The sequence below is a fragment of the Corallococcus exercitus genome (assembly GCF_042231735.1).
Classification (GTDB): Bacteria; Myxococcota; Myxococcia; order Myxococcales; family Myxococcaceae; genus Corallococcus; species Corallococcus exercitus_B.
Genome location: NZ_CP102577.1, coordinates 4,441,711 through 4,458,247, shown reverse-complemented (window position 1 = coordinate 4,458,247; position 16,537 = coordinate 4,441,711). Strand labels below are relative to the sequence as shown.

Annotated in this window: 16 protein-coding genes and 1 pseudogene; 7 read left to right on the top strand and 10 right to left on the bottom strand. The window is 71.1% G+C overall.

Annotated elements, in window-relative coordinates:
* Positions 1-10: 10 nt before the first annotated feature.
* Complete coding sequence (locus NR792_RS17275; protein WP_375761123.1) at positions 11-1,195, top strand: iron-containing alcohol dehydrogenase; 1,185 nt, start codon at positions 11-13, stop codon at positions 1,193-1,195.
* A gap of 158 nt (positions 1,196-1,353) precedes the next feature.
* Positions 1,354-1,785 (top strand): ATP-dependent DNA helicase, encoded by a 432-nt coding sequence (locus NR792_RS17270; RefSeq protein WP_375761122.1) that lies wholly within the window; start codon positions 1,354-1,356, stop codon positions 1,783-1,785.
* 9 nt (positions 1,786-1,794) lie between these two features.
* On the opposite strand, the pseudogene NR792_RS17265 reads toward NR792_RS17270, so the two are convergent.
* Both NR792_RS17265 and NR792_RS17260 read right to left on the bottom strand, forming a co-directional pair.
* A pseudogene (locus NR792_RS17265) lies at positions 1,795-2,528 on the bottom strand (IS5 family transposase); the annotation flags it as partial.
* 219 nt (positions 2,529-2,747) lie between these two features.
* Entirely contained in the window at positions 2,748-3,296 is a 549-nt protein-coding gene (locus NR792_RS17260; RefSeq protein WP_375761121.1) for a hypothetical protein, read from the bottom strand.
* A 287-nt stretch (positions 3,297-3,583) separates the two neighbouring features.
* Between NR792_RS17260 and NR792_RS17255 the strand changes: the two genes are divergently transcribed.
* A complete protein-coding gene (locus tag NR792_RS17255) occupies positions 3,584-3,976 on the top strand; it encodes an ATP-dependent DNA helicase (protein WP_375761120.1) in 393 nt (130 codons plus the stop codon).
* A 73-nt stretch (positions 3,977-4,049) separates the two neighbouring features.
* On the opposite strand, the gene NR792_RS17250 is transcribed toward NR792_RS17255, so the two are convergent.
* The 7 genes from NR792_RS17250 to NR792_RS17220 all read right to left on the bottom strand — a co-directional run bounded on the left by NR792_RS17250 (position 4,050) and on the right by NR792_RS17220 (position 11,717).
* Positions 4,050-4,616, bottom strand: a complete 567-nt coding sequence (locus NR792_RS17250; RefSeq protein WP_375761119.1) for a hypothetical protein — start codon at positions 4,614-4,616, stop codon at positions 4,050-4,052.
* A gap of 148 nt (positions 4,617-4,764) precedes the next feature.
* Entirely contained in the window at positions 4,765-6,618 is a 1,854-nt protein-coding gene (locus NR792_RS17245) for an ArnT family glycosyltransferase (protein WP_375761118.1), read from the bottom strand.
* Complete coding sequence (locus NR792_RS17240) at positions 6,615-7,565, bottom strand: hypothetical protein (RefSeq protein WP_375761117.1); 951 nt, start codon at positions 7,563-7,565, stop codon at positions 6,615-6,617. Before NR792_RS17240 ends, NR792_RS17245 begins: the two co-directional genes overlap by 4 nt.
* Positions 7,552-8,064, bottom strand: coding sequence for a hypothetical protein (locus tag NR792_RS17235; RefSeq protein ID WP_120523274.1), 513 nt, complete (start codon positions 8,062-8,064; stop codon positions 7,552-7,554). Before NR792_RS17235 ends, NR792_RS17240 begins: the two co-directional genes overlap by 14 nt.
* Positions 8,065-8,155: 91 nt before the next feature.
* On the bottom strand, positions 8,156-9,112 hold the full coding sequence (locus tag NR792_RS17230; RefSeq protein ID WP_375761116.1) for a CarD family transcriptional regulator: 957 nt from the start codon (positions 9,110-9,112) through the stop codon (positions 8,156-8,158).
* A gap of 78 nt (positions 9,113-9,190) precedes the next feature.
* Positions 9,191-9,406 carry a hypothetical protein gene (locus tag NR792_RS17225; RefSeq protein ID WP_375761115.1) on the bottom strand — a complete coding sequence of 72 codons (216 nt, stop codon included), beginning with the start codon at positions 9,404-9,406 and terminating at the stop codon, positions 9,191-9,193.
* A gap of 97 nt (positions 9,407-9,503) precedes the next feature.
* The gene (locus NR792_RS17220) at positions 9,504-11,717 is read right to left on the bottom strand and encodes a protein kinase (protein ID WP_375761114.1); all 2,214 of its coding nucleotides are present in this window, start codon (positions 11,715-11,717) and stop codon (positions 9,504-9,506) included.
* A 208-nt stretch (positions 11,718-11,925) separates the two neighbouring features.
* Between NR792_RS17220 and NR792_RS17215 the strand changes: the two genes are divergently transcribed.
* Both NR792_RS17215 and NR792_RS17210 read left to right on the top strand, forming a co-directional pair.
* Positions 11,926-12,663 (top strand): hypothetical protein, encoded by a 738-nt coding sequence (locus NR792_RS17215; protein WP_375761113.1) that lies wholly within the window; start codon positions 11,926-11,928, stop codon positions 12,661-12,663.
* Positions 12,664-12,841: 178 nt separating this feature from the next.
* Positions 12,842-14,650 carry an acyl-CoA dehydrogenase family protein gene (locus NR792_RS17210; RefSeq protein WP_375761112.1) on the top strand — a complete coding sequence of 603 codons (1,809 nt, stop codon included), beginning with the start codon at positions 12,842-12,844 and terminating at the stop codon, positions 14,648-14,650.
* A 36-nt stretch (positions 14,651-14,686) separates the two neighbouring features.
* Here the strand turns inward: NR792_RS17210 and NR792_RS17205 are convergent, their stop codons facing one another.
* Positions 14,687-15,397 carry a PilZ domain-containing protein gene (locus NR792_RS17205; protein ID WP_375761111.1) on the bottom strand — a complete coding sequence of 237 codons (711 nt, stop codon included), beginning with the start codon at positions 15,395-15,397 and terminating at the stop codon, positions 14,687-14,689.
* Between the two features lie 237 nt (positions 15,398-15,634).
* Between NR792_RS17205 and mraZ the strand changes: the two genes are divergently transcribed.
* Positions 15,635-16,087: a division/cell wall cluster transcriptional repressor MraZ gene (gene mraZ / locus NR792_RS17200; RefSeq protein WP_375761110.1), complete on the top strand. Its 453-nt coding sequence runs from the start codon at positions 15,635-15,637 to the stop codon at positions 16,085-16,087.
* 48 nt (positions 16,088-16,135) lie between these two features.
* Positions 16,136-16,519: an STAS domain-containing protein gene (locus NR792_RS17195; RefSeq protein WP_120523313.1), complete on the top strand. Its 384-nt coding sequence runs from the start codon at positions 16,136-16,138 to the stop codon at positions 16,517-16,519.
* The last annotated feature ends 18 nt before the right edge of the window (positions 16,520-16,537 follow it).

The window sequence follows — 16,537 nt, the reverse complement described above, 5'->3', positions numbered from 1 at the left end:
GCACGCTTCCATGAAGCATTTCGACATTCCCTCGGAGCCGCGCGTCACGGAGATGTCCTGGCCCACGCGCATCGTGTTCGGCGCGGGCTCGCTCCAGCGGCTGCCGGCGCACGCGGCGCGGCTGAACATGAAGCGCCCGCTGCTGGTGACGGACGCGGGCGTGGTGAAGGCGGGCCTCGCCACGCGCGTCGCGGACGTGCTCAAGGGCGCGGGCCTGGACTGCGCGGTGTTCGACCGCGTGGAGCCCAACCCCACGGAGCGCGACGTGTTCGCGGGCCTGGAGGCGTACCGCGCGCACAAGGCGGACGGCATCGTCGCCCTGGGCGGCGGCAGCGCGCTGGACGCGGGCAAGCTGGTGCAGTTGCTCACCACGCACGAGCCGCCGCTCAGCCGCTACGACGACGCGAAGGGCGGCGACCAGTACGTGCGCGACGACCTGCCCCCGCTCATCGCCATTCCGACGACGGCGGGCACGGGGTCGGAAGTGGGGCGCTCCGGCGTGGTGACGCTGGCGGACACGGGCCGCAAGACGGTCATCTTCAGCCCGTACCTGCTGCCGAAGGCGGCGGTCATCGATCCGGAGCTGACGCTGGGCCTGCCCCCGTCCGTCACGGCGGCCACGGGCATGGACGCGCTCACCCACTGCATCGAGGCGTACGTCGCCAACGGCTTCCATCCGCTCGCGGACGCGGTGGCCATCGACGGCGTGATGCGCGTGGGGCGCTCGCTGGTGACGGCGGTGAAGGAGGGCAAGGACCTGGCGGCGCGCACGGACATGATGGTGGCCGCGATGGAGGGCGCCATGGCCTTCCAGAAGGGCCTGGGCGCGAGCCACGCGCTGGCGCACGCGCTCACGCCCATCTCCAACGTGCCGCACGGCCTGGCGAACGCCATCGTGTTGCCCGCGGTGATGGAGTTCAACCGCGCGTCGAGCACGGCGCGGCTGGCCCGCATCGCCGTCGCGCTGGGGGACACGTCCAACGCGCGCGAGGAGGTGCTCGCCGCGAACGCCATCGACCGCGTGCGCAAGCTGGCGGCGGCCGTCGGGATTCCCACGCGGCTGCGCGAGGCGGGCGTGCAGGAGAAGGACCTGGAGCACATCGCGGAGAAGGCCTTCCAGGACGCGTCCCACCAGGGCAACCCGCGCACCGTCACGCAGGCGGACCTGCTGGCCATGGCGCGCGAGGCGTACTGAGCAGCGGCTTCACTCCGGCTTGATTTCAGAGTGTTTCAGCGGGGCCTCTTCCGAGGGAAACGGGAGGGGCCCCGTGCCTTTGGAGCGCGTGAATCCAGCCGGGCCTCCCCCGTCAGAAGGTTCAGAACGCAGCACAACGCGGCTCACGGAGGCAGGTCATGAAGGCAATGCTCAAGAAGATGGTGGTGGCTGTGGCGCTCGTCGCGAGCTCCCCGGTGATGGCGGCGGACTACCACGTCGCCACCCCCCTCGTGAGCCGCCAGGACCAGCACCGCATGGAGCGCGAGCGTCAGGAGCGTGAGCGGCAGGCGCGGCTGGAGCGCGAACGGCAGGAGCGGATGCGGCAGGAGCGCGCGCGTCAGGCCCGGCTGGAACGCGAGCGGCAGGAGCGGGAGCGTCAGGCCCGGTTGGAGCGCGAGCGGCAGGAGCGGGAGCGTCAGGCTCGCATGGAGCGTGAACGGCAGGAGCGGGCGCGGCTGGCGCGCATGGAGCGTGAACGGCAGGAGCGGGCGCGGCTGGCCCGGCTGGAGCGCGAGCGGCTGGCGCGGCATGACCGGGCCTCGACGTACAACGGTGGCTGGCTGAACTAGGGGGTGTCCCTAATTGAGCCACATCCGAGTGCAGGCGAGGTGGATGAGGGCAAGGTAGTTGCGGGCTGTCTTCTCATATCGAGTCGCGAGGCGGCGGAAGCGCTTGAGGCCATGGAAGAACCGCTCGACCAGATAACGAAGGGCGTAGAGCTTGCGGTCCTTCGCAAGGGCTCTGGGGCGCTCCGGCTTGGAGGCGATGACGGCCTTCATGCCGAAGAACTTGAGCAGGGCGCGGAACCAGTCCGCATCGTACCCGCTGTCGGCGATGCAGGCCGCGCCCACCGCGTGCATTATCAGGTCGTCGGCCTTGGTCATCTCGTGCCGCTGGCCGGGCGTCAGCTCGATATGGCGTGGCCGTCCTCGGCTGTCGACGAGGGCATGGACCTTGGTCGAAAAACCTCCTCGAGAGCGTCCCAGAGCGTTGTGTTGGACCCCCCTTTTCCTCCCGCAGCGTCCAGATGCGCCCGGATGGTGGTGCCATCAAGGATGGACGCTTCGTCCCCCGGCACGGGAGGATTCGACTCGAGCTGCACTTCCTTGAAGAGCCGCTCCCACACGCCGCGCTTCGACCAGTTGTTGAAGCGGTTGTACACGGACTTCCACTTGCCATATCGACCGGGCAGGTCTCGCCAGGGGCTGCCGGTACGGGCGAGCCAGTACACGGCGCTGACAAACAGACGCTCGCCTTTGAGCGAGTGCCGGCCCCGCCGCGGAGGCAGAAGCGGGCGGATGCGCTTCCATTCCTGGTCGGTGAGTTCATGTCGGTGCATCCCCTGGGGTAGGCAATGGCCCCGCTTCAGTGCAACCCCACCTGCTGATGCTCGGCCGAGGGCACGTCTGCTACCCTCGGCCGCAGCTCACCTTCTCTCGTTTAGGGACACCCCCTAGTCCGCATCACAGCCTGAAAGCAGCACGGAGGCCCGGGGGTGGACGTCACCCTCGGGCTTCTTCGCGTCTGGCGGTCAGTGGGCCGCGCGGTCCACGGACCGTGCGCGGGTGCCCGCGTCTGGAGCGGTGCCGCCATCGGACGTTGTCACGCTGACCGCTGCCGCCGGCCCGCTCTTCTCCGGCGTGAACTCCAGCGTCTCCATGGAGATGCGCCCCGGCAGCCGCAGGTCCATGGCGGTGATGCGCTCGCGGTCGCGCAGTTCATAGAGCTGCTGTGCCACCCAGCCCGTCGGCACGGATTCGTCGGAGAAGAAGACATAGACGCGCACCTTCCCTTCCTGCACCGGCACGCGGAAGCTGGTGTTTGCGACGGGCTGGTTCGCATCGCAGCGGATGGCGCGGTTCTCCCGCGTGGGCGTGAGCTGCCGGATGACGCCCTTCTCGGACGTCGTGAAGAGCATGCAGTAGGGGAGCTGTCCCCCGGCGGGGATGATCTCCATCGTCGCGGGGCCCGTCCGCTTCACCTGGGCTCGCTTCGGCTTCGCGGGCGGCTTGGCGTCGTCGCAGCTCACGAAGCCCGCGCTCAGCGCCAGCACCGTCAGCAAGCCCGTCCAGCGCGTCACGTGTTCCTCCCCAGGGGATGGTGGAATGGCCGGTACCGCGAGCCTGCCCTGACGTAACACGGTGGACGTGTTTCCTGGGAATGCGAGCTTCGAACAGGCCTTCGCCAGGCTCGCGGCGAAGGCCTTCCCGAAGGCGGCTTCATCCGGGCTTGATTTCGGCGTGTTTCAGCGGGCCGCTTCAGAGGGAAACAGGAGGGGGCCCGTGCCTTGGGCGCGGTGAATCCAGCGGCGCCTGCCCCGTCAGTAGGTTCAGAACGCAGCAACAATGCGGCTCACGGAGGCAGGTCATGAAGGCGATGCTCAAGAAGATGGTGGTGGCTGTGGCGCTCGTCGCGAGCTCCCCGGTGATGGCGGCGGACTTCCACGCCGCCACCCCCCTCGTGAGCCGCCAGGACCAGAGCCGCATGGAGCGCGAGCGGCAGGAGCGGGAGCGGCAGGCGCGGCTGGAGCGGGAGCGTCAGGAGCGGATGCGGCAGGAGCGGGAGCGGCAGGCGCGGCTGGAGCGCGAGCGGCAGGAGCGGGAGCGCAAGGAGCGCGAGCGGCTGGCGAAGCTGGAGCGGGAGCGGCAGGAACGCGAGCGGCTGGCGAAGCTGGAACGGGAGCGGCAGGCGCGGTTGGAGCGCGAGCGGCTGGCGCGGCGTGACCGGGCCCCGGTGAACAACGGTGGCTGGCTGAACTAGTCAGCGTCACCACCTGAAGCAGCACGGAGGCCCGGGGGTGGACATCACCCTCGGGCTTCTTCGCGTCTGGCGGTCAGTTCGCCAGGGGCTGCACGGACAGCGTGCTGGTGCCCGCGTCCGAGGCCGTGCCGCCGTCGGACGTCACCACGCCGCCCGCGCCCACGACGCCGCCTACCGCTTCCGGCTCGCCGGTCTCCGGCGTGAACTCCAGCGTCTCCACGAAGATGCGCCCCGGCAGCCGCAGGTCCATGGCGGTGACGCGCTCGCGGTCGCGCAGGTCGTAGAGCTGCTGCGCCACGGAGCCCGCCGGCACGCGCTCGTCGGAGAAGAAGATGTAGACGCGCACCTTCCCCTCCTGCACCGGCACGCGGAAGCTGGTGTTGGCGACGGGGCGGCCCGGGTCGCAGCGGATGGAGCGGTTCTCCCGCGTGAGCGTGAGCTGCCGGATGACGCCCTTCTCGGACATCGTGAAGAGCATGCAGTAGGGGAGCTGTCCCTCGACGGGGATGATCTCCATCGTCGCGGGGCCCGTCCGCTTCACCTGCGCCCGCGCCACCTTCGAGGGTGGCTTGGCGTCGTCGCAGCCCACGACGCCCGCACCCAGCGCCATCACCGTCAGCAAGCCCGTCCAGCGCATCATGTGTTCCTCCCCCGGAAGGTGGATTGGCCGACACCGCGAGCCTACCCCGGCTCCGTGCCTTTCAGTCCTGTCAGGTCTTCAAGCATGCCCATGAGGCCGCCGAGTGAACGGTCGTGCACATGGCCTGCCGCGTCATCCCAGGCCGGGACTACTCCGGGCGCTGGTAGACGATGACCTGCGGCGTTTCGTCCAGGTACAGCCCGGTGACGGGCGTGCGCGTGCCGAAGGCCTGCCACGTGAGGAACTCGTGCTCGCGGAACTCCTGGTGGTACTGGTACGCGACGATGTCCGCGTCGAACGGGCTGTTCACCGGCCGCACGTCCTCGCGCAGCATCCCGTTGCGCTGGTAGTCGCGGAACGAGAAGCCGTTCACCTCGTGCAGGTAGAGGCGCGCGCCCGGCTTCGCGTGTTCGTTGATCCACGGCAGCACGCCGGTGACGTGGCTGGACCAGAACTGCCGCTGCATCCCCAGCGTCGCCGCGCCCGGCAGGCCTCCCGCCAGCTCCGAGTACGCGGCCGTGCCGTAGGGGAACACCCGCACCGACGCCAGCAGCGCGGGCACCATCAGCAGCGCGAACACCGGCACCGTCACCGCCAGCGGTGACACCGACGGCCGCCGGGCCTTCAGCACCTCCCACAGCGCGAAGCACCCGCGCGCCACCGCCGCGCCCGCGAGGATGCCCAGGAAGGGCATGGACGGGAACCAGTGCTTCACGCCGCCGAAGTGCGGCACCTGCGGGTGGCTGATGATGAGGATGGACGTCACCGCGTTGACGCCCACCAGCGCCTCCGATGCCGTGGGCAGCCGCACCCAGTCCCGCGTGCGCGCGCTCAGGCTGAGCAGCCCCCGGCCCACGAGCGCGACGAAGCCCGTCACCATGGGCGCGAAGAGGCTGGTGGGCACCGTGAGCGCCGTCTTCACCACCACGTAGCTGAGCGGGAAGGGCGGCCCTCGCATCAGCGTGCCCAGGTAGAACCAGGCGTAGTGGTTGTGCGTGGCGTGGAAGGCCAGGTACCACGCGGTGCGGTCCACCGGCGCGTGCCAGAGGTAGGGCCAGTGCAGGTAGAAGAGGACGGGGCCCAGCACCGCCATCGCCGCCAGCGGCACCAGCGCGCGCGTCACCGGCAGGCTCACGTGCCTCAGGTCCCGCAGCAGCACCCCGCTGCCCACCGCGAGCCCCACGAAGAACAGCGTGTGCGGGCTCAGGAGCAGGAACTTCTTCTGGAACGCGGCGGGCCCGCCCAGGAACACCACGAGCAGGCCGTAGAGCACCGCCACCGCCGCGTACAGCCCCACGAAGCGGCCCAGCCGCACGCGGGCTTCCGGGGCGCCTTCGCTCGCCTGCCACGCGCGCCACAGCGCGAACGGTGACAGCACGAACGGCATGAAGAGGGCGTTGTGCTTCGTGGCGAGGGCCAGGCCGAACGCCACGCCGCACGCGATGCCCCAGCGGGTGCTCTCCAGCGCACGCCAGAAGCAGTACACGACGAGCAGCCACATCGCGGCCACCGGCAGGTCGAAGCACGCCAGCTCCGCGTTGAAGTACTGGCGGGGCACCAGCAGGAAGGAGAGGGCGGCGAACCACCCCGCGGTGCGGCCGTACAGCGCGCTGCCCAGGAGGAAGCACAGCGCGGGCACCAGCGCGGACATCGCGAACGCGGGCAGCCGGAACGCCGTCGCGTCGCGCATGACGCCCAGCGTGTCGTGGAAGAGCAGGTGGCTCAACCCGAACAGCGTCTTCATCAGCACCGGGTGCTCGTGGTTGTAGTCCCACGCGCGCACGATGGCGCTGTCCGTGAACGCCTGCGCCGGCGAGTGCAAGAGCAGCCGGAACCACTGCGAGTAGCCCTCCGCCGCGGCGAAGTAGACGCTCTCGTCGCGCGTGAAGCCCACGGCCGCTTCCGTGAACCACAGCGCCGCGAACCCCAGCACCCACAGCGCCAGGGCCGTGAGCTTCTCCTCGCGCGTGGCGGGACGGCCCGTCAGCAAGGGAACCGTCATGGCTTCACCCCCACCGCGGGCTCCAGCGCCATCACGTCCAGGCACACCTGCCGCGACTCCGCGTTGTCCGCCTGCACCCAGACCTTCACCGTGCGCGGCGGCCCGGGCGGCAGCACCACCTCCGCCTTCTGCACGCCCTCGCGGCCCGGGGGGATGGGCACGTCCAGCAGGCGCTCGCCCGTGGCCGCGTCATCCACGCCCAGGTACGCGGTGGACAGGCGCGGGTCCTTGGAGTGCGCGAACTCGAAGATGATGCCGCCCTCCAGCCGCAGGCCCAGGCCCGAGGGCACGTTGGCGAACTCCGCCACCAGCCGCTGCGGCCCTCCCGGCGCGTGCATCCACAGGCAGTGCCGGGGCTCGTAGAAGATCTCGTGCCACTCCGGCGCGACGTACAGGTGAGGCGGGCCGGGGCAGCGGTGCGCCTTCCCGTCGAAGGGGCAGTCGCGGCGCGAGCCATCCGGCTGCTCCAGGTACACGCGCGCTGAAGTCGCGGACTCGCTCGCCACCCAGTGACGGGGGCGGTAGCGGCCGTTCTCGTAGAGGCGCAGCGACAGGGGGCCCAGGCGGGACTCGGGGCCCAGCGCCTTGCGTCCGGGGAGGAAGGCCGCGTCGAACGCGCCCACGTCGGAGCGGGGCAGGTCCGGCTGGCCCAGCACCCAGATGCGCGGGTGCGCGCTCAGGTCCGCGCGGTCCGACTCCAGCCACCCGTACACGGGGAGCGAGGAGGGCACGAAGAGGCGCGCGCGCTCCGTCCACCAGGGGAACAGCAGCACCGCGTCCCCGGGGCGTGCGTCGCGGGCCAGCACGTCCGCCATGGCGCGCTCGTCCGCGTCCGTGGGCAGCCGGCCCGGCAGCCGCAGCTGGAAGACGAGGCACAGGAGCGCGACGAGGAGCAGCGCCCCCAGTTCCACCAGGGGCAGGGCGCGCAGGGCCTTAGGACTTGGCAAGACGGATCTTCTGCTCGCTCTTTTCGCGGCAGAAGGTGCAGAAGATGTGGTCGCCCTGGTTGAAGGACGGCGTCCAGGGCGGGTACATCGAGCAGCGCGGATCCAGGCAGTGGTGCAGCTCCCAGAGCGTGCCCAGCTGGTGCAGCGCGTGGCGCGCGATGGGCTTGAAGTCCTTCTCCAGGTCCTTGAACGGCGCGATGGAGAGGATTGCCCGGTCCTTGCCGTACTTCGCGAAGCCCGACGTGGGGGCCTTGCCACTGGGCAGGTCGCGGTCCTTCAGCTTGCGCGAGGTGAGCAGCAGCACCTTGTCGTCCTTGTAGGCCCGGATGCCCTTCACCTCTTCGAGCAGCTTCTCCGCGTCCAGGGGCTCGGACATGCCCGCGGGGATTTCCGCGGAGCCGCTGTGCTCGCTGCCCACGCCGAAGGCCGTGTAGAGCGTGCGGTTGAACTTGGCGAGCTGCTTGTCGTCGAAGGGGTCCAGCGTCACGACGCGAATCACGGGGCGTCACCTCGGCGGGAGGGCCCTCGCGGTGCCGGGCGCGCGCTTGCGGCGCGACGCGGGCGGCCGGAGGGCCGTGGAGTCCTGCGGTTCACTCGTCCTCGGCGGGCTTCGCCTTGGGCGGACGGCCGCGCTTCTTGGGCGCGGCGGGCTCCGCGGGCGCGGCGCCTTCCGGCGGCCTGGCCTTGGGCGGACGGCCGCGCTTCTTCGGAGCGGCGGGCTCGGCACCCTCCGCCGCCTCGGGCTTCGGCTTGGGCGGACGGCCGCGCTTCTTCGGAGCGGCGGGCTCGGCGCCTTCGGCCGGCCTGGCCTTGGGCGGACGGCCGCGCTTCTTGGGGGCGTCCTCGGCCGCCTCCTCGCCGCCTTCCTCCTCGCCACCCTCCTCGGAGGACTCCTCCTCGGACTCGGACTGCGGCTCCTCGTCCGAGGGCAGGTCCAGCTCTCCGCCCTCCAGACCCATGAGGTCGCCGTCCAGGTCCATGTCGTCCTCGTCGCCACCGGGCCGCGCGAACTCCGCGGCGGTGCGCTTGGGACGCTCCTTCCCGGGCGGGAAGAGGACGATGTCGATGGAGTCCTCGGCGTTGGCCTCGGCGGTGCCCAGCGCGGCGGCGACCTCCGACACCAGGAGGTGCCGGGCGTTGTCGTAGAGCTCGCGCTCCTTGGTGGGCAGCGGCCGCAGCTCACTGAGGACCTGGAGGCCCTTGACGACCTCCGCCAGCCCCAGGATGCCGCCCTGGGTCATGCGGTCCAGGTTGGTGCGCGCGCGCTGCTTCCAGTCCAGGTCCGCCTTGTCGCTGTCCGAGCGGAGGAACGCGTAGATCTCCTCCACGTCCGACGGACTGGCGACCTTGCGCACGCCGATGGAGATGATTTTTCCCTGCGGCACCATCACGACCGCGCCGTCTTCCTCCCGGCGCATGGTGACGAAGGTGAGGCTCTGTCCGGCCACCTCCTTCACATCGATGGCGGCGACGCGACAGACCCCCTGGTTGGGGTAGACGACCCGGTCTCCAACCTGGAGCTGGAGTGCAGCGGACCCTTCTGGCATGGCCCCCTCGTGGGCGGGTGGATGAGCACCGAAGCGAGCGCCCGGTCGTAGCACCGTGCCCCGCCGGATGCCACGAGATTACCGGGGAAGCATTGTCATCCGGTTGGCATTGCGCTGCGCTTCCAGCAGCCGGGCCATGACCTCGTGAGCCTGCGCGTCCAGGACAGCGTCGATCTGGGCATCGGTCGGCCCCTCGTCCGCCCGGCTTCCGGGCCGCGCGTCCACGCGAGTGGAAAGTCCCACCGTGGCCATCACCGCGATCCCCAGGCCCAGCACCGCCAGCAGCTTCTTCATGAGCGTCCTCCGTGGCGGCCCAGGGTAGGGGCGCATCCCGGATGATCAATTTTTCGGCTACAGGCTGGCGGCGTCCTGTAGCGGCCCGTCGCGCGCGCTACTGGTGCAGCGGCGCCACCGGCGTCACCTCCAGCGTGAGGCCGCCGGCGTTGTCGTTCACGTCGTCGTCCGGGAACGCGAGCCGCAGCCAGCTCGCGCCGCGCAGCACCGTGGGCTGGTTGACCTCCAGCACCTCCAGCGTGCCCGGCGCCATGGCCGGGGACGGCCCCGCGCCGTGCAGCGCGAGCACGCCGCCCACCTCTCCGCCGCCAAAGCCCCGCGTGCGCGCCGGCTCCCGCGCCGCGCGCACGACGACGCGGTAGGTGGTGGACGGGTCCAGCTCCCGGAGCGTGAAGCCGTCGTGGGGCGACAGCGAGACGGCGTGCCGGCGCGCGTCCAGGAGCAGGGTGGTGATGGCGCCGCTCGCCTGTTCGCGCACGTGCACCTGGAGGGCGCCGCGGTTGTCGTCGGGGCGGTCGTCCCAGAGGAACACGTAGAGGACGGAGGCGTCGCGCACCAGCACCTCGTCCGTGCCCACCAGGCCGAAGCTGTCGCGCGCGGCCAGGGCCGTGCCGCCCTCCAGGAAGTAGACCGCCTGGGCCACCGGCAGCGGGCCTCCCACCGACACGCGGCCCTCCACGCGCAGGCCATAGGTGCGGGAGGGATCCAACCGCATGCGCGCCGCCTGGGACGGAGGCACGCGCAGGGCATGCGCGACCGCGCTGAGCGCGAACGGGCCTCCCGCGGAGTAGCGCGCGCCGGAGACGGGCGCGTCGTCCGGGCCGGCGCGGGGCAGGGCTCGCGCGGCGGCCGGATGCTTCGGCGCGAGCCGCGCGTGGACGGCCAGCGTGGTGCCGCGCTCGGCGTGCACGCGCTGGCTGAAGGGCACCATGCCCGGCAGCAGCACCTCCAGCACGTGCTCGCGGTCCGACGGCAGCTGGGTGATGAGCGTGGGCGTCGTCTGCCTCAGCGTCCGGCCGTCCACGCGGATGGTGGCGCCCGCGGGCGAGGAGCTGAGCTCCACCGCGAACGTGTTGGAGCCGCCCATCACCAGGCCCAGCCAGGTGGCCACGAGCGCGGCCACCACCACCGGCGCGCCGCGCAGCGCCCAGCCGCGCAGGGAGCGGTGCCACGCGGGCGGCGGTGCCGGCGGCATCGCCTGCGGGGGCAGGGGCTGCGTCGTCAAATCCCCCCGGGGCTCGCCGCGAGGCTCGGGCACGTGGCGGGGCAGCTCCGGCGGCGTCTGCACGGGCGGCGGCTCGGCGATGCCGCTCCAGCGGCCCACCCGCGCGATGAACTCGCGCGGCAGCTGCACCGGGCGGCCGGCCTCCACGAGCTCCGGCTCGAAGAGGTAGCCCATGAAGTGGCCCAGGTCGCTGGCGGACACGTCTGGCGCGGTGATGTGGAGCTGCCGCGCCAGCGCCTCCGCGAAGGCCTGCGCGGTGGGGTAGCGCTGGTCCGGGCTGGTGGCCATCGCGGTGAGCAGGATGCGCTCCAGCGCGGCCGGGATGCCCGGCACCCACTCGCGCGGCCGGGGGAAGTCGCCCTGGGAAATCTTGCGCAGCACGTCCTGGAGCGAGCCCTCGAAGGGGCGGCGCCCGCAGAGCATCTCGTAGAGGACCGTGCCTGCGGCGAACACGTCCGTGCGCGCGTCCAGCGCCTCGCCGCGCGCCTGCTCCGGCGCGAAGTAGACGTACTTGCCCTTCGCCACGTCCGCGTTCGTGTCGCTGCGTCCGGCAAGCCGCGCCCGCGCGATGCCGAAGTCCACCAGCTTCACCTGCCCCTCGAAGGAGAGGAGCACGTTCTGCGGACTCACGTCCCGGTGGACGATGTGCAGCGGACGGCCGTTGTCGTCCAGCCGCGTGTGCGCGTACGCAAGGCCCCGCAGCATGTCGATGGCCACCAGCACCGCCAGGGGCGGCGGCAGCGCGGGCAGCCCCTTCTCCCGGGCCCGGCGCAGCACGTGCGAGAGCGGATGGCCGTCCACCCACTCCATCGCGAGGAAGTACTCGCCCTCCACCTCCCCGAAGTCGAAGATCTGCGCGATGTTGCCGTGCGACAGCCCCAGCGCGATGCGCGCCTCGTTGATGAACATGGACACGAACGCGCTGTCGTCCGCGTAGCCAGGGAGGATCTTCTTGATGACCACCGGCTTCGTGACGCCCGCCACCGCCGTCATCCGCGCGCGGTAGATCTCCGCCATGCCGCCCGTCGCGATGCGCTCGAGCAGCTTGTACTTGCCGAACTGGAGGCCGGCGGAAGGCTGCGGCACGTTCGAATCGGCTCCTGTGGAGGGGAGTCCTTCGGAAAAACCGCGAGAAGCTATCATGAGGCCGTTCAGACGCTCCGGGTGGAATATTCCGCTACGCTCGCCAGCCTGTTTTCGTAACCCTGCATTCTTCCTCCTGTTCGTGGGCAGCCTGGCGTCAGGCGGCTGCCGCGAGTCCACGCCTTCCGAACCGGCACCCCCGGTGTCTCCCATGCCCTCACCCGTAGTGGAAGCGGGGGCTCGTCCGGTGGCTCCGAAGGACGCGGGCACCTGGGCGGATGCGACCGTCGCGCCGGTGTCCGCGCCCGTCTACGGCGAGTCCCTCCCGGACGACGTCCTCCGGCTGGAGCTGTCGGGGGACCGGGCGCGGCTGGGCGCGGAGGCCTTCATGCCTGCCAGGGGACCGGAGGCGGACAGGCTCGCGGAGCGGGTGCGGGGCAGGGACGTGCTCGTCGCGGTCGAGGACGCGGACACGTTTCTCGCACAGGTGTCCGACACGCTGGCGGTGCTGCGCACGCAGGCCCGGGAAGTGTGGCTCCAGCACCCGGACGCGCCGGTGGCCTACCGGCTGGTGCTGCGCGACGAGCAGGGCTTCCGGGCGTGGCTCGAGGAGGTGGCGCCCGGCAAGCTGCGCATCATCCAGCGCGCGGATGGGTTCGAACTGACCACCAGCGTGGGCAAGCTGCCGGGGCCTGACCGCAACGGCCCGTCCGTGCCCGTGCGCGGCGGGCGCCAGGACATCGCGACGCTGCGGCGGGAGCTGGCTCGCTTGAAGGGCCGCTTCACCACGTCCGACGACCTGTGCCTCGTGCCGTCGTTCGGCACGGAGATGGTGCAGGTGGCGCGGGCGCTCGGCGGCACGTACGTCGCGCCGGAGGAGGGGCTCTTCGACACGCTCTGCCTCGTGTACCCCACGCCCCGGGCCACGTTGGACGCGGGTTCCCCGTAATCAGGGGCAGCACCCCCCTTCCGCTGGGCAGCCGGGCACGCACCCGGGGTGGACTCGCATCCCATTGAGGTGGCGGGGCCTCGCCGCTACTACCCCTGGCGGTCCGCGCGCCCTAATGTGCCGCGCGCCTTTTTTCTGAAGGCATCGGAGGGCACTGCTCCCTCCCCGGAGGTCGTTGATGGTCGCCGCAACCGAGCCCGCTTCCCGTCCCCAGGATGTCCTCGCTGGGGCGACGTTCCTCTTCCAGGAAGTGGGCGCCACCCGCATCCTCACGCCGGAGGGGTTCTCCGAGGAGCAGCGGCTCTTCTTCAAGACGGCGCTCCAGTTCTGCCGGGAGCAGGTGCTGCCCCAGGCCGCGCGCATCGAGGGCAAGGACAACGCGCTCTTGCGCGACCTCCTGCGCCGCGCGGGCGAGCTGGGCCTGTTGAGCGTGGACATCGCGGAGACGTACGGCGGCACGGGCCTGGACAAGACGACGTCGCTCCTGCTCGCGGAGGCCATGAGCCTTTTGGGCTCCTGGTCGGTGACGTCCAGCGCGCACACCGGCATCGGGTCGCTGCCCATCGTGTGGTTCGGCAACGAGGCGCAGAAGGCGAAGTACCTGCCCAAGCTCGCCACGGGCGAGTGGGTGGCGGCGTACGCGCTGACGGAGCAGGGCAGCGGCAGCGACGCGCGCGGCGCGAAGACGAAGGCCGTGAAGTCCCAGGACGGCAAGCACTACGTGCTCAACGGCTCCAAGCTCTACATCACCAACGCGGCCTTCGCGGACGTGTTCGTCGTCTTCGCGCAGGTGGACGGCGACAAGTTCACCGGCTTCATCGTGGAGAAGGACACCCCGGGCCTCACCGTGGGCCCGGAGGAGCACAAGATGGGCATCCGCGGCTCGTCCACGTGCCCGCTCTACTTCGAGGACGCGCTGGTGCCCGCGGAGAACCTGCTGGGCGAGCTGGGCAAGGGCCACCGCATCGCCTTCAACATCCTCAACTACGGCCGGCTGAAGCTGGGCGCGGGCGTCATCGGGAGCATGAAGCTGCAGCTGCAGAACGCGCTCAAGTTCGCGCAGGAGCGCAAGCAGTTCAAGGCGCCCATCGCCACGTTCCCGCTCATCCGCGAGAAGCTCGCGCGCATGGCCACGCTCGTCTACGCGGTGGAGAGCATGACGTACCGCACGGCGGGGCTGGTGGACGGGCGGCTCGCGGCGAAGGAGCGCTCGGACGCGGACTACGACGCGCACGTCATCGCCGCCATGGAGGAGTTCGCCACCGAGGCCTCCATCATGAAGGTCTTCGGCTCGGAGGCCCTCCACTTCCTGGTGGATGACGCGGTGCAGGTGCACGGCGGCGCCGGCTACATCGAGGAGTACCCGGTGGAGCGCGCCTACCGCGACGCGCGCATCAACCGCATCTTCGAGGGCACCAACGAAATCAACCGCATGCTGATCACCGGCATGCTGCTCAAGCGCGCGGTGAAGGGCGACCTGCCGCTGTTCGCGCAGGCGCGCTCCGTGGCGGAGGAACTGGGCCGCGGCGAGCGTCCCCGCGCGGGCCGCCAGGACGCGCTGGCCCACGAGGAGATCGCCGCTGAGTGCGCCAAGCACCTGGCCATCCACGGCATGCGCCTGGCCGCGGAGACCTTCGGCACGGAGCTGGACAAGCACCAGGAGGTCATGGCCGCGCTGGCGGACGTGGTGATGGACGCGTACGCCCTGGACTCCATGGTGACGCGCACCCGCCAGTCCGCCACCGGCGGCGTGCTGGACCCCGTGCGCGTGGCGCTGGTGCGGCTGTACGCGATGGAGTCCACCACGCGCGCCTTCGAGCGCACCCGCCGCGCGCTCTGCGCCACGCTCAAGGGCGACGCGCTCGCGCTGGAGCTCAAGCGCCTGTCCGCGCTGGACGCCTTCACGGCGTACGACCCGGCGGAGCTGCGCGAGACGGTGGTCGCGGGCCTGGAAGAGGCCGGCGGCTACCCGTACAACCCGCTGTAACCCGCTGGACCGCGCGGGTGCCCTGGCCGGGTGAGGTCAGGGCATCCGCGACACGGCATCCAGGCCGAAGCTGACCCGGGCGCGCCAGGGCGCGGGCGGCAGGTGCTCCAGCACCATCAGGGCCTCCAGCCGCTGGAGCATGTCCGGCCGCAGCCGGCCGAACGTCGCGCCGAAGCCCGGCGTCATCGCCTGCGCCACGCCCTTGCGCGGCACCGACGACGTCCACGCCACCTCGCCGTGGAGCAGGAGCGGGCCCTCCTGCATGTCCATCTCCATGAGGAAGGGCGCGCCCACCTGCACCTCGCGGGGCAGGGTGGGGGCCTCCACCTCCAGGCCCACGCCCCCCCGGGAGATGTCGCGCACGTAGAAGAACGGCGCCCGGGGGTCGGCCTCCCGCGCGCGCAGGTGCAGCGGCATGCGCGGGAAGCGGCGCAGGCCGTTCTGCTCCTCCTGGGCGAAGATGAACTGGAGCACCGCGTCCAGCGCGCTGCGATCCTCCGCGCCGTCGTAGCGCACGGTGAGCAGGAAGCGCTCGCCGGGGCGCGGCTCCACCTTGACGACCTCGCCCAGCACCTCCACCGGACGCGGCATGCCGCCCGCGTGCAGCTCGAAGGTGAAGCGGGTGCCCAGCGGCAGGGCCTTGCGCGTCTCCAGGGTGACGCCGCCCTGACCCACGCTGCGGGTGTACTCACCGACCAGCGACTGCGGGGTCTTGTAGGCCACCTTCAGTCGAACGTTCGTGCTCACGCGCCCACACTCTCAGCCTGTGAGCGGAAAAACTCAAGTTTGCCCCACCCTCGAAGGTAGGCCGTCCGGCACGTGCCCTGAGTGATGTCCAGCGCCGGGCGCGGCGTGTTCCAGCCTGTTGCGCGCTTTCTTGACCCCCCTGGGGGGGGCGCGTATGTATGCCGGCCGCAGAGGGGTAAGAAGTGGGAAGGAGTGGTGGTCCGTCCCGTGCCGGGCTGAAAAGGTGGATCGTCCCGCGTGTTCCGAGGCGTCTATGAGCACCAGATCGACGCGAAGGGGCGCACCAGCCTCCCGGCCAGGCTGCGGGAGACGCTGGTGGGCGCCTACGACGAGCGGCTCATCGTCACCACGGCCCTGGACCCCTGCCTCCACGCCTATCCGGTGCGGGAGTGGGAGGCGTTGGAGACCGCGCTCGCCCGGCGCAACCCCATGGAGCCGGGGGTCAAGACGTTGATGCGGCTGTACGTGGCCAGCGCGCAGGAGTGCCCGCTGGACAAGCTGGGCCGGTTGCTCATCCCGCCGTCGCTCAGGGCGTACGCGAAGCTGGAGAAGGAAGTGGTGTGGGCGGGGATGGTGAAGGTGATTGAGCTTTGGAGCCAGGAAGGCTGGGCGAAGGCGCAGGAGGACGCGCGCCAGGAAGCCACCTCCCAGGACGTGTTGAGGGTGCTGGGCGAGCTGCGCCAGCCGTAGCCAGGAAGTCGACAGCCTCGAGTTCGCAGGAGAAGGGTGGGCAGGCGCATGGACCAGGTGCAGGAGGTTCGTCGGAACAGGGCGGTGGTGGCGGCGTCCGAGCGCGTGGAGACGCTGATGCTGGAGGGCGAGCTGGAGGAGGCGGACCTGCTCAAGCTGTGCGAGGACCTGATGCACCGGCTGCACCGGGGCACGCGCCAGGTCGTCCTCGACTTCGCGGACGTGTCGCACCTGAACTACCGCGGCGTGCGCCCGCTGATGGCCCGCACGGAGCAGTTCCGCCGCGCCGGGGGCGACGTGAAGCTGTCCGGGCTGTCGCCGTACCTGGCCGCCATCTTCCGCGCGGCCGGCGCCCACGACACCTTCGAGCTGTACCCGCACATGAACGATGCCCGGGCCGCCTTCCAGCTCGCGCGCGCTCCCTTCGTCTGACCCGCACCCAAGGCCCCC